A 13,185-nucleotide genomic window follows, 5' to 3' on the forward strand; every position below is an offset into this window, starting at 1 on the left:
AGCGAACCCTGTGTTCGGCGCGACTAGAAGTGCCACTCCAGATTGACGGTCATGGCGTCGGTATCCACCCCCGGCGCGTTCTGGTTGCCGAACTTGTTGCGCCAGTACTCGTAGCCGACCCCGGCCCACAGCTGGTTGCTCTCACCCCAGCTGAGCTGCCCCACGTCGAGCATCAACGCGCTGCGCAGCAGTTGCTCGGTAGCGGTGTCATTGCCGAAATAGTCCTCGCCCTTGCTGCCGTTCAGGTTGTAGAAGCCCTGGAACTTCATCGCCGCGGCGCCGACGTCGAAGGGCACGTTCCAGGCGATATTGAGCTGATAGTAGGGGTCGAAGCTGATGCGGTTGTCGACGCCGGCGCTGTCGCACACCTGGCCGCAGTGATTCCACTCGCGGCTGACGAACAGACTGACGTCGAGAAAGCCGCGCGGCAGATCGAACTTGAGGGTCGGGCCCAGCACCAGCTGGCGCTTGCGCGGTGCGAAGGCGCTGTTCTTGGTATTGAGATCGAAGCCGCCGGTCAGCGCCACGTCGCCCACCGGGCCGAACGCAAGCGGCTCGCCGAACAGCTTGCCGTAGTGCAGCTGGTGGCGGTAGACCAGATAGGCTTCGGTAGCACCGCTGTCGCTGCCCGCCGCTGGGTCGTTGCCGTCGGACTGCAGCACGTCGAGACTGAAGAAGTTCTGGCCACGGGAGTAGCCGCTGGCATGACTCAGGTTGAGGATGTGTTTGCTGACATGGTCAGGGTTATTGGGCTCGGTGAAGTCGCTGCCGTAGCGGTAGCCGAGCGAGGTATTGCTCCAGGTCGCGGCCTGTGCCTGGCCAGCCAGGGCGAGCGCCAGCGCCAATCCGGTGCCTATCGTTACAAAGCGTGCATGAATCATGGAAAGAGGATCTCCGGCGTCTTGTCGTTGTCGTGGATGCAGTCGCGCTGCACCCGCCCAGTCTAGGGACGCCAGAGAAGATGAAAACCGATATACTCCAATACCACTTATAAACCAAACAATATGATCAATCGGTCAACAAGGAGCCGACATGACGTCTCGCCAGGCCTCCCTCGACCCCTATCTGCTGCGTGTGCTGTGCCTGCTGATCGCCGAGCGCAGCGTGTCGCGAACCGCCCTGCGCCTGCATCAGTCACAGCCGGCGATCAGCGCCGCATTGCGTAAGCTGCGCGAGACCTTCGACGATCCACTGCTGGTCAGGGAGAAAGGCGGCATGGTGCCCACCGAGCGCGCCCTGCAGCTGCTACCCGACGCCGAGGCGGCGCTGGCCGCCCTCGACAAGCTGACCCGGCCGCCGCAGGCATTCAGCCCCTTCGCCAGCCGCCAGCGCTTCCGGCTCGGCGCGCCCGACTACCTGGCGCCGATCTTCATGACCACCGCAGTGGCCCGCTTCTGCCGCGAGGCACCCCAGGCGCAGCTGGAGATCCAGGCGCTGGGGCCGGAGTTCGACGTGGAAAGCGCCCTGGCCGAGGGCGAACTGGACGTGGTGATCGGCAACTGGCCCGAGCCGCCGGAGCGCATGCACCTGTCGATGCTGCTGGAAGATGAGATCGTGTGCCTGGTGTCGTCGCGCCACCCACTGGCGCGTCGCGGCATGACCCGCGAGCAGTACCTGGCCGCTCGGCATGTGGTGCCACTGCCCTACTCGATGAGCCAGCGTGGGCTGATCGACAGCCAGCTGGCCAGCCTGAGAGAGCGCCGCCATGCGGTGGTCGAGGTGCAGTCCTTCACCCTGGCGCCCTATCTGCTGCCGGACAGCGACCTGGTGTTCACCACCAGCCGCCATTTCGCACGCTTCTATGCCAATCTGCTGCCGCTGAGCATCCTGCCCTCGCCGATCGCCTTCCCGCCGATGCGCTTCTACCAGCTATGGCACGAGCGCAGCCACCAGGCGCCGCCCCAGCGCTGGCTGAGGCGGCTGCTGGGCGAGGCCGGACGGCAGGTGCAGTAGGCTTATTCGAAGCTGAAGCGCGGTGCCGGCGCATCCGGCAGCAGGGCGGCACAGGCGCGCACCTTGTCGAGCAGCTCGGCGTGGGTCGGCGCCACCAGGTTGACGTGGGCCAGCTTGCGCCCGGGGCGCTCGCGCTTGTCGTAGCGGTGCAGGTGGGCATCACCGATGGCGAGTATCGCCGCCGGGTCACCCTCCTGGCCGATCACGTTGACCATGCAGGTCGGCATGCGCGCCGCGGTGTCGCCCAGCGGCAGCCCCTGAATGGCCCGCAGGTGGTTCTCGAACTGGCTGGTCACCGCGCCGTCCATGCTCCAGTGGCCGGAGTTGTGCACGCGTGGCGCCATCTCGTTGGCCAGCAGGCTGCCGTCGCGGGCCTGGAACAGCTCCAGGGTCAGCACCCCGACGTAGTCGAGCTCATCGAGCAGCGCACGGATATAGCCGTCGGCGGTCTGCTGCACGCTGGCTTCGAGGTCGGGCAGCGGAGCAATCGAGTAGCGCAGGATACCGTCGACGTGCTGGTTCTCGGCCATCGGATAGAACACCACCTGGCCGTCGCGGCCACGCACGGCGATGATCGACACTTCGCGCACGAAGTCGACGAAGGCCTCGACGATCAGCCGCGGGTGGTTGATGGCACGCCAGGCAGCCGCGGCCTCGGCGGGATCCTTGAGCACCGCCTGACCCTTGCCGTCATAGCCCTCGGTCACCGACTTGGCGACCACCGGGGTGCCCAGTTCACGGGCCGCGGCTTCGAGCTCGGCGGCGCTCTCCACCAGCCGATAGGCCGGGGTGGGGATGCCCAGGCGGTCGAACAGCGCCTTCTCCTCGGCGCGGTTCTGGCACACGCGGATCGCCTCGCTGGACGGATAGACCGGCTTGACCTCCTCGATGGCCTGCACCAGCGACACCGGCAGGTGCTCGAACTCGTAGGTGACCAGCTCGACCTTCTCCAGGAAGGCCTCGAGGTGCCTGCGATCGGTATCGATCATCACGTCGCCGATGCCGGCGCTGGGGTGGCCGGTGGTGTCGAGGAAGGTGAAGCGGTTGGCCAGCGGATAGCCGGCCAGCGCCAGCATGCGGCCCAGCTGGCCGGCGCCGAGTACACCGATGTTCATCTGGGTCACCTCACTGCGCTTGCGGTCGGGGATCGGGGTTGTCGAGCACCGCCTGGGTCTGCTCGGCGCGGAAGGCCTCCACCGCCTCGCGCACCTTGGCATCCTGCAGGCCGACGATCTGCGCCGCCAGCAGGCCGGCATTGGTGGCGCCGGCCTTGCCGATGGCCAGCGTCCCCACGGCGATACCGCCGGGCATCTGGGCGATCGACAGCAGCGAGTCGAGCCCCTTGAGCGACTTGGACTCCACCGGCACGCCGAGCACCGGCAGCGGCGTCTGGGACGCCACCATCCCCGGCAAGTGCGCCGCACCACCGGCGCCGGCGACGATCACCTGCAGGCCGCGCCCGGCGGCACTCTTGGCATAGTCGAACAGCAGATCGGGGGTGCGGTGGGCCGAGACCACCTTGGTCTCATAGGCCACGCCGAGGCGTTCGAGCATCGCCACCGCATGCTCCATCACCGGCCAGTCGGACTTGGACCCCATGATCACGCCTACGCGCGGCTGCTGATTGGATGGCATCTATGGCTCCCGGAAGTGACACTGGAATGCGAAGGGCAGACATTCTAACGGCGCCCGCGGGCGCCGTCATCTTGACCAAGCAGGCAGGACTGATCCGTTGATATGCCTATTGCGAATACCGGCACCGCTCAGGACTGATCCGGGGGCAGGCTTACGAGGAGGCGCTGTAAACCATCCATGGGCGCTACCGATGCCATCCATGGCATCGAAACCTCCTCTTCAGCCTGCCCCCGGCGTCCTTCGCTTAGTAGCTATGCGCGGTTAGCCTAGGCGTGCACGGCGCTTAGCCGCTATTCGGCGAAGGCGTGGCCACCGCCTCACGACGGCTGGCCAGCCAGTTGCCGCCGATCGCCAGCGCCATCACCACCACCCCGACGATCTCGGCCATCAGGTTGGGGTAGAACACCGCCACGATGGACGGCACGATGGCCAGTCGCGGCAGCAGCGACATGCGCGTGAACAGGTAGCCCTCCAGCGCCGCGGCGAAGGCACAGAGCGCGAATATCGCGATCACCCCGTTCCAGATCACCACCGGTACCGGTCCGCCGACGATGATCTCCGGATTGAAGACCATGAACATCGGGATCAGGTAGAGGCCCTTGGCGAACTTCCAGGCCTGGAAGCCGGTCTCCATCGGCTTGGAGCCGGCGATCGCCGCCCCGGCAAAGCCGGCCAAGGCTATCGGTGGCGTGACGTTGGAGTCCTGGGAGTACCAGAACACCACCAGGTGGGCGATCAGCAGCGGCACGCCGAACTCGGCGGTCAGTGCCGGGCCGACCAGCACGATCAGCACGATATAGCTGGCGGTGACCGGCAGGCCCATGCCCAGGATCAGGCTGGCCAGCAGTACCATCACCAGCGCCAGCACCAGGTTGCCGCCGGAGAACGCCATCATCATCGACGAGAACTTGAGGCCCAGGCCGGTGAGGCCGACCACGCCGACGATGATGCCGGCCACGGCACACGCCATGGACACCGCCACGGCATTACGCGCGCCAAGCTCGAGGCCTTCGACCAGCTTGATGAAGCCGGCGATCACCACCCGCTTGATGCTCTCGAAGGTCACCGTCTGCCCCTGGCGCGGCGCCACGAACAGGAACCAGATCGCATAGCGCAGAACCGCCACGGCGACCATGGTCACCACGGCATAGAAACCCACTCGCATCGGCGAAAGATTCATCACCAGCAGCCACACCAGCACGCCCAGCGGCAGCAGGAAGTGCCAGCCGTCGCGCATCACGTCGCGCATCTTGGGCAGCTCGCTGCGCGCCATGCCCTGCATGCCCTGCTTGAGTGCGATGATATGCACGAACAGGTAGACGGTGGCGAAGTACATGATCGCCGGCAGGATGCTGACCTTGACCACCTCGAGATAGGGGGTGTTGGTGTACTCGGCGATCAGGAAGGCGCCAGCGCCCATCAGCGGCGGCATGATCTGGCCGCCGGTGGAGGCCGCGGCCTCGATGCCGCCGGCCTGGTGCGGCTTGTAGCCGAGTCGCTTCATCAGCGGAATGGTGAAGGCGCCGGTGGTCACCACGTTGGCGATGGCGCTGCCGGAGATCGAGCCCATGCCCGCCGAGGCGATGACCGCCGCCTTGGCCGGCCCGCCGCGCTGGCGGCCGGTGGCCGCGTAGGCCATGTCGATGAAGAACTTGCCGGCGCCGGTGCTTTCGAGGAAGGCGCCGAACAGCACGAAGATGAAGATGTAGGTCGCCGCCACGCCCAGCGGCAGGCCGAAGATCCCCTCCTGGCCGAGATACAGCTGGCCGGCCACCCGCTCGAGGTTATAGCCGCGATGCTCGAGGATGCCCGGCATCCACTGGCCGAGCCACGGCAGCTCGCCGCGCGGCCCGGCGAAGGCGTAGACGATGGCCAGCAGGCCGATCAGCGTCATGCCGAAGCCCACCGCGCGACGGCTGGCCTCGAGGACGGTCACGGTGGCAATGCAGGCCACCAGGATATCCGTCTCGTTCCAGAAGCCGGCACGCGAGATGATGTCATCCAGGAAGAACAGGATATAGCCGCCGGTGACCACCGCCCCGGCAAAGAACACCGCATCGATCAGCCCGCCGATGATGCCGCGCTTGCGGTGGGGGCCGAAGGCCGGAAAGATCAAAAAGGCCAGCATCATGATCAGCGCCAGGTGAATCCCGCGCTGGTAGAACAGCCCCAGCGGCTGGATACCCGCCGAGTAGAGCTGAAACAGGGACAGCCCTACCGCCACGATAGTGATCAACCACAGTATCGCGCGCGGTTGGATGGCGTTGCCGCCCGGCATCTGCACCGGTGGGCTCGTCGAGTCGCTCATGAATTCCTCGTCAGACGTCGTCTGGCTCGCTCAATGCTCGAGCGTGATAAGTTGTAGGATGACCCGTTCACCGCTGGCTCGCTCGCTGAGGCTCAGGGTCTGCGTCTCACCGCCCACCTCCCAGATCAGGCGATGATCGACCTCGCGGGAGCCGACCCGCAGTGCATAGCGGTTGTCGGCGACGGGCTCATGAATGTCATTGATCCAATAGCCGCCCTGGCCATCGGATACCTGTTCGCCGCGCCCCTGGGAGTGCCCCAGGCCGGCGGCAAAGTCGGGCTGATGACTGCGCTCCAACTGCATCTCGCCGGCCACGTTGCGGTAGCAGTCGAGGACCGTGAAATGGCGCACCGAATGGTTCCAGCCCAGGCACCATCGCTCCCCCGGTGCCCGCGCCACCTCGGCGAGCACGCTGCCGTCCTGGCCTACCGCCTGCAAGACGGCGTCTGGACGCGCCGCATCATCGCCCAACGCTAATATGGGAGCGCTAAAACACAACAGCAGGGCGGACACCAGTGTCCGCCCTGCCAGGTTGCCGAATCTCACGATGTTCATCGTCACATCGCTGGATCGCGCCGCGTTACCGTTACGGACGCAGACGATCCGGGATGTCGGCGTCGACTTCCTCGAAATAGCGAATCGCGCCCGGATGCAGCGGCACCGGGGTGGATTCCATGGTGAACTCGATGGTGGTGTCGTTGGCCGCCGGATGCACCGCGATCAGCTCATCGGTGTGCTCGAACAGCAGCTTGGTCAGCTGGTAGGCGAGCTCTTCGTCCATGTCGGAATTGACCACCAGGACGTTGGGGATACCGATGGTCTGGACCGCTTCATCCATGCCGTCGTACATGCCCGCCTCGAGCTCGTAAGGCGCAAACACCGGCTCGACTTCCTGGGCGTTGGCGATCTCCTCGTCGGAGAAACCGATCAGGCGAATGTCGCGGGTTGCCGCCAGGTTGAGGATCGAGCTGGTGGGCGGGCCCACGCTCCAGAAACCGGCGTCGATGTCACCGTCGCGAATGGCGTCGGCGGTCTCGTTGAAGTTGAGACGCTGGGGACGGAAGTCGTCGTAGCTCATGCCGTTGGCTTCGATCAGGGCGCGAGCGTTGAGCTCGGTACCGCTGCCCGGGGCACCCACGGAGACACGCTTGCCTTCCAGGTCGGCCAGCGACTCGATGTCGGAGTCGGCCAGGGTCACCAGCTGCACGGCATTAGGATAGACCGACGCCAGGGCGCGCGTGTTCTCGATCTGGCGGCCTTCGAAATCGCCGGTACCGTTGTAGGCCTGGTAGACGGTATCCGCCAGGGCCAGGGCCAGGTCGGCATCGCCGCGCATGATCAGGCCCATGTTCTCCACCGAGGCGCCGGTAACTTCGGCCGTGGCGCTGGCACCTTCGATATGGTCGTTGATCATCTCGGCAAAGCCGCCGCCGATCGGGTAGTAGACCCCGCCGGTACCGCCGGTGGCGATGGACAGCTGCTGGGCGGCTGCCAGCGGGGCAGTGGCCAGCAGTGATGCGGCAACCGCATATTTGATAGTGCGCATGGACTTCCTCCGGTCGTGAAACCTGACGTTCGTTATGATTGTTGGCGACCCGCCGCGCATGTGAACCGGGGGCCGCACTCCTGAAAAACCTAGCACGTCAGTAGCCTGAGTGACTACAACGACAATTTCACCATTGCCGAGCACGGCGGGATATGCTCGCCATTCAACGCTCGCCGCTGAGCCAGGTCGGGGCCAGCTCGTGCTGGCCGCGACCATCGGTGACATATAGCGTGCCTTCGCTGATCATCACCGCCCAGTCGATGCTGCGCGGCAGCTCCTCGGCCAGCGCCGCCAGCGGCGCCGCCGGCAGGCTGGCCACGTGCACGTTGGCCAGCGACTCGGCCGTGGCCAGCACCTTTGAGGCCCAGGCGTCGACCTTGCCGTAGGCCAGCAGCGAGACCCGCTCGGCGCGGCGCGAGCACCAGGTCAGGCGGTCGGCGTCGGGCAGGCCGACCTCGATCCAGTGCAGCACCCGACCGTCGAGGCTCTTCTGCCACAGCGCCGGCTCGTCGACGTCCGACAGGCCGCGGCCGAAGGCCAGCGCCTCGTCGTACCACAGCGCGTGCGCCAGCAGCCTCACCGTCATGCGCGTCTCGGTCTCCGAGGGGTGGCGCGCCACGGTAAAGCGCTCGGTGGCATAGACGCCGCGGTCGAGATCGGTGAGCGACAGGGTCACTTTATAAGGGGTTGCGCTAAGCGCCATTGCAAGATCCTGATGTCCAAGGCAATAAAACGGGCAATTGACGCTAGTCTACGCCGTCTCGTCGGGCAGGTCTGCGCGGGGCAAAAAAATCTCCGTGAAGCGCTGGAAGATTGCCGCAAAACCTTGCATCCTGAACAGGTCGAAAGCCAAGCCAACGGAGCCACATGAGCACGGCACGATTAACGACCGGTTGGGACCTGCGTGAGCCTTCGCCAGCGACACCCGACCTGGACGTCCGGGAACTCGAGAAGCGTTCCCGCCTGATGCGCGTCGTCACTCGCCGCATCGCCCTATCCGACCTGCCTAACCGCGAGATTGCCCAGCGCGCCGGCATCCCCACGCAGCGCCTCAGCGACCTGCTGGCCGGCAAGATCGAGCACTTTTCCGTCGAAGAACTGGAAACCCTGCGCCATAGCGTCGAAGACGAAAGCTAGATGGCCCGCGAGCTGGTGCTGGTGGGGGGAGGCCATAGCCACGTCGAGGTGCTGCGCCGCTTTGCGCTGGCCCCCGCCCTCGACGTACGCCTGACCCTGATCAGCCGCGACCGCTTCACGCCCTACGCCGGCATGCTGCCCGGCTATCTCGCCGGGCACTACGACTTCGACGACGCGCATATCGACCTGGCGCCGCTGGCCGAGGCCGCCGGCGCGCGCTTCCTGCGCGACAGCATCGACGGCCTCGACCTCGCCGCCCAGCGGGTGATTCCCCACGACCACTCGCCGCTCACCTACGACCGCCTGTCGCTGAATATCGGTGCCACACCGCGCCTGGCGACGGTACCCGGTGCCGCCGACCACGCCACGCCGCTCAAGCCCATCGACGGGCTCAATGCGCGCTGGCTGGCGCTGCTCGAGCGGCTGCAGCACGACCCGGTCAGCAAGACCATCATGGTGGTGGGTGGCGGCGTCGGCGGCGTCGAGATGCTGCTGGCCATGCAGCAGCGTCTGCAGCGCCTGTGCCGTGAGCGCGGTCTGGATGAGGATCTGCTGCGTTTCTGCCTGGTGACCCGCGGCCCGCGGCTGCTGCCCGGCCACAATGCGCGGGTGAGGCGACGCTTTACCCGCCTGCTGACGCGCCGCGGCGTGACGCTGCACAGCGATGCCGAGGTGGTCAGCGTCGGCGCCGGATGCATCCACATCGCCGACGGCCGCCGGCTGGTCTTCGATGAACTGCTGTGGGCGACGCAGGCCGGTGCCGCGCCGTGGCTGGCCAGCACTGGCCTCGACCTCGACGCCGAGGGTTTCATCCGCGTCGACGACCACCTGGCCAGCGTCAGCCATCCCCACGTGTTCGCCGCCGGCGACACCGCCTCGATGATCAACTACCGCCGCGACAAGCCCGCGGTTAACGCCGTGCGTCAGGGCCCTGCGCTGGCCGACAACCTGCGCGCCAGCCTTCACGACCGCCCCCTGACCCGCTACCGCCCCCAGCGCCGCCACCTGGCGCTGATCAGCACCGGCGACCGCTACGCCGTCGCCTGCCGCGGCCCCTGGAGCTGGTCCGGCGCCTGGGTGTGGCGCTGGAAGGATCGCAGCGACCGCCGCTTCATGGCCCGCTACCGCCCGCCGCTGGCAGCGCCATGAAAGACGTCCGGCCATAGGCGAGCTAGTCGTTGGATAGATAGTGCACGCTGAACAGGCCCTCGGCGTCGCGCCAGACCGCGCTCGGCCGATACCCCGCTCGCCGTGCCAACGCCTGGAAGCCCGCCACGCTGTATTTACAGGAGTTCTCGGTGTGCAGCGTCTCGCCCGGTTCGAACTCGAAGCGGTGATCCTCGAGGACGAGCGTCTGCCGGCACTCGCTGACCAGGTGCATCTCGATGCGCGAGGCCGCCTCGTTGAAGAAGGCCCGATGGCGGAAGCTGCCAGGCTCTACCTTGGCCCCCAGTTCCCGGCGCATGCGCTCCAGCAGGTTGAGGTTGAAGGCCGCCGTCACACCGGCGGCATCGTTGTAGGCCGCCTCGAGGAGGTCGCTATCCTTGACCAGGTCGACGCCGATCAGCACCCCGCTGCCGTGGGGCAGGGCCCGGCGCAGCGCGGCGAGGAAGGCCTCGGCCTCGGCCGGCGCGAAGTTGCCGATGCTCGAGCCGGGAAAGAAGGCCACCACCCGTCGCCCCTCGACACCCGACGGCAAGCGCAGGCGCGCCGAAAAGTCCGCCCAGGCGGCATGCACCTCCAGCCAGGGGTAGTCGGCCGCCAGGCGGCGGGTGCTCTGCAGCAGGAAATCCCGAGAGATATCCACCCCCAGGTAGCGCGTCGGGCGCATCGCCTCGAGCAGCAGGCGCACCTTGCGGCTGGCGCCGCTGCCCAGTTCGACCAGCAGCGACTCCGGCCCGACCAGCGCCGCGATCTCCTCGGCGGCCTCGGCGAGGATGCTCTCCTCGGTGCGGGTCAGGTAGTACTCGGGCTGGCGGCAGATCGATTCGAACAGCAGGGATCCCTGCTCATCGTAGAAATACTTGGGCGACAAGGCCTTGGGAGAGCGGCCCAGCCCGGCGATCACGTCGTCGCGAAACGACGGCCCCGTCTCGTCGACATGCTGGTCGTGAAAACGCACTGCAGTGGACATCGCTTGGCCTCGCTGGCGAACGGTGCTGGCAGGGTTCGACAATACGCCGATCTGCGGGATGGCGTCGTACCATCGATTTGCCTTTAGACTGTGGCGGCAACGTCGACGTCTCATCAATCTAGAGCGAGCCTGACCATGCAGCAACCGCAGCAGTCCCTGGGGTTACAAGCGTTACGGGATATCGTCCTGGTTGGCGGCGGACACACCCACGTGGGGGTGTTGAAGCGCTTCGCCATGAAACCCGAACCCGGCGTCAGGCTCACCGTGATCTGCCGCGACACCCATACCCCCTACTCGGGCATGCTGCCGGGCTATGTGGCCGGGCACTACAGCTATGACGACGTGCATATCGACCTGCGCCGCCTGGCGGAGTACGCCGGGGCACGCTTCTTCCGCGACGAGGCCATCGGCATCGACCACGAGGCCCAGACCGTCCTCTGCCGCTCGCGCCCGCCGGTGCCCTACGACTGGATGTCGATCAATATCGGCTCGACCCCCAGCGTGAATTCGGTCAGCGGTGCCGGCGAGCATGCGGTGCCGGTCAAGCCGATCCACCAGTTCAACGACCGCTGGCAGAGCCTGCTCGAACGTCTCTCGCACCCACACACCGGGCAGCACCCGGACCAGACCCGCGTCGCGGTGGTCGGCGGCGGCGCTGGCGGCGTCGAGCTGCTGCTGGCCATGCAGTACCGGCTGAGCAACGAACTCAGCGCCCAGGCCCGCGACCCGAGTGAACTGCGCTTCTCCCTCTTCACCCGTGGCACGCAGATCCTGCCGACCCACAATCCCCGAGTGCGCGCTCACTTCCAGGCCACCCTCAAGCAGCGCGGCGTCGAGGTGCACACCGCCACCGACGTGGTCGGTGTCGAGGCGGGCCGGCTGCAGACCGCCGACGGCAACTGGCACGCCGCCGACGAGATCGTCTGGGTCACCAATGCCGGCGGCGCCGCCTGGCTGCGCGACACCCACCTGGCACTCGACGACGACGGCTTCATCCAGGTCGGCGACACCCTGCAGTCGCTCTCCGACCCACGCATCTTCGCCGCCGGCGATATCGCCAGCCAGGTCGACCATCCCCGCGAGAAGGCCGGGGTCTTCGCCGTGCGGCAAGGGCGCCCGCTGGCCGACAACCTGCGCGCCGCCGTGACCGGCCGCGCCCTGTCGCCCTACCGCCCCCAGGCGCAATGGCTGGCGCTGATCAGCACCGGCGACCGTCATGCCGTGGCCTCCCGCGGCGGCCTCTTTCTCGCCGGTGACTGGGTGTGGCGCTGGAAGGACGGCATCGATCGGCGTTTCATGTCCAAGTTCAACGACTTGCCGCCGATGGAGGAAGGCGCCATGCGGGCGCCCCGGGCCAGCCGCGTGGCGCTGAACGAGGAGGAGAGCGCCCAGGCGATCTCGGCCATCGCCATGCGCTGCGGCGGCTGTGGTGCCAAGGTCGGCGCCTCGGTGCTCTCCCGGGCCCTCTCGACCCTGCAGCCGGTGGAGCGGGACGAGGTGCTGGTGGGCCTTCACGCCCCGGACGATGCCGCCGTGGTACGGGTACCGCCGGGCAAGGACGTGGTGCATACCGTCGACTTCTTCCGCGCCTTCATCGACGACCCCTATGTGTTCGGCAAGGTCGCCGCCAATCACGCCCTGGGCGACATCTTCGCCATGGGCGCCGAGGCCCAGACCGCCACCGCCGTGGCCACGGTGCCCCAGGGGCTCGAGGCCAAGGTCGAGGACACCGTCTACCAGATGATGCGCGGTGCCGTTGAGGTGCTCAACGAGGCCGGCTGCGCCCTGGTCGGCGGGCACACCGGCGAGGGCAGCGAGCTGGCCCTGGGGTTTGCCGTCAACGGCCTGATCGACGCCGGTGGAGCGAGCGACAGCCCCAAGGGGAAAGCGATCCTGACGAAAGGCGGCCTGCGCCCGGGCCAGGTGCTGATCCTGACCAAGCCCATCGGCACCGGCACCCTGTTCGCCGCCCATGCCCGGCTCGGCGCCCGGGGGCGCTGGATCGACGCCGCCCTGGAGAGCATGTGCCAGTCCAACCGCCAGGGGGCGAGCTGCCTCCGCGAACACGGCGCCACCGCCTGTACCGACCTCACCGGTTTCGGCCTGCTGGGGCACCTGGTGGAGATGACGCGCCCTTCCGGGGTGGATGCCGAACTCGACCTGACGGCGCTGCCGCTGCTCGAGGGCGCCGAGGAGACCGTCGCCGCCGGTATCCTGAGCTCGCTGCAACCCGCCAACGTGCGCCTGCGCCGTGCCATCCACGACCAGGCCGCCTGGGTCGACCACCCCCGCTATCCGCTGCTGTTCGACCCCCAGACCGCCGGCGGCCTGCTGGCCAGCGTGCCCGCCGAGCGCGCCGAGGCCTGCCTCGCGGCCCTGCACGCCCTGGGCTACGCCAGGGCCGCCATCATCGGCCACGTCCTCGAGGCCGGCGAAGCGCTGGAACCCATCCACCTGAAGGGTTGAGGGCGA

12 protein-coding genes are annotated in these 13,185 nt (G+C 67.3%); 4 read left to right on the forward strand and 8 right to left on the reverse strand.

The genetic code is table 11. The annotated features are described in order from the left end of the window. Positions 1-23: 23 nt before the first annotated feature. Positions 24-881 (reverse strand): hypothetical protein, encoded by an 858-nt coding sequence (locus BWR19_15100; protein ID APX94159.1) that lies wholly within the window; start codon positions 879-881, stop codon positions 24-26. A 151-nt stretch (positions 882-1,032) separates the two neighbouring features. Between BWR19_15100 and BWR19_15105 the strand changes: the two genes are divergently transcribed. Continuing rightward, a complete protein-coding gene (locus tag BWR19_15105) occupies positions 1,033-1,953 on the forward strand; it encodes a LysR family transcriptional regulator (GenBank protein APX94160.1) in 921 nt (306 codons plus the stop codon). A gap of 2 nt (positions 1,954-1,955) precedes the next feature. Here BWR19_15105 and BWR19_15110 read toward each other — a convergent pair whose 3' ends face one another. From BWR19_15110 to BWR19_15135, 6 genes are all read right to left on the reverse strand, one after another. Further along, a complete protein-coding gene (locus BWR19_15110) occupies positions 1,956-3,068 on the reverse strand; it encodes a 5-(carboxyamino)imidazole ribonucleotide synthase (protein ID APX94161.1) in 1,113 nt (370 codons plus the stop codon). Between the two features lie 10 nt (positions 3,069-3,078). Further along, positions 3,079-3,588, reverse strand: coding sequence for a 5-(carboxyamino)imidazole ribonucleotide mutase (locus BWR19_15115; protein ID APX94162.1), 510 nt, complete (start codon positions 3,586-3,588; stop codon positions 3,079-3,081). A gap of 283 nt (positions 3,589-3,871) precedes the next feature. Beyond that, entirely contained in the window at positions 3,872-5,896 is a 2,025-nt protein-coding gene (locus BWR19_15120; GenBank protein APX94163.1) for a permease, read from the reverse strand. A gap of 30 nt (positions 5,897-5,926) precedes the next feature. Further along, on the reverse strand, positions 5,927-6,451 hold the full coding sequence (locus BWR19_15125; protein ID APX94164.1) for a hypothetical protein: 525 nt from the start codon (positions 6,449-6,451) through the stop codon (positions 5,927-5,929). 31 nt (positions 6,452-6,482) lie between these two features. After that, positions 6,483-7,442 (reverse strand): C4-dicarboxylate ABC transporter substrate-binding protein, encoded by a 960-nt coding sequence (locus tag BWR19_15130; protein APX94165.1) that lies wholly within the window; start codon positions 7,440-7,442, stop codon positions 6,483-6,485. Between the two features lie 163 nt (positions 7,443-7,605). Continuing rightward, positions 7,606-8,145 carry a hypothetical protein gene (locus BWR19_15135; GenBank protein APX94166.1) on the reverse strand — a complete coding sequence of 180 codons (540 nt, stop codon included), beginning with the start codon at positions 8,143-8,145 and terminating at the stop codon, positions 7,606-7,608. Between the two features lie 164 nt (positions 8,146-8,309). On the opposite strand from BWR19_15135, the gene BWR19_15140 reads away from it, so the two are divergent. Both BWR19_15140 and BWR19_15145 read left to right on the forward strand, forming a co-directional pair. Further along, complete coding sequence (locus tag BWR19_15140; protein ID APX94167.1) at positions 8,310-8,579, forward strand: hypothetical protein; 270 nt, start codon at positions 8,310-8,312, stop codon at positions 8,577-8,579. Beyond that, positions 8,580-9,728, forward strand: coding sequence for a hypothetical protein (locus BWR19_15145; protein APX94168.1), 1,149 nt, complete (start codon positions 8,580-8,582; stop codon positions 9,726-9,728). 22 nt (positions 9,729-9,750) lie between these two features. Here BWR19_15145 and BWR19_15150 read toward each other — a convergent pair whose 3' ends face one another. Further along, complete coding sequence (locus BWR19_15150) at positions 9,751-10,713, reverse strand: L-histidine N(alpha)-methyltransferase (protein ID APX94169.1); 963 nt, start codon at positions 10,711-10,713, stop codon at positions 9,751-9,753. Between the two features lie 135 nt (positions 10,714-10,848). On the opposite strand from BWR19_15150, the gene BWR19_15155 reads away from it, so the two are divergent. Further along, positions 10,849-13,179: a selenide, water dikinase SelD gene (locus BWR19_15155; protein ID APX94170.1), complete on the forward strand. Its 2,331-nt coding sequence runs from the start codon at positions 10,849-10,851 to the stop codon at positions 13,177-13,179. Positions 13,180-13,185 lie beyond the last annotated feature (6 nt).

Source organism: Halomonas sp. 1513, from assembly GCA_001971685.1.
In the GTDB taxonomy this organism is placed as follows: Bacteria; Pseudomonadota; Gammaproteobacteria; order Pseudomonadales; family Halomonadaceae; genus Franzmannia.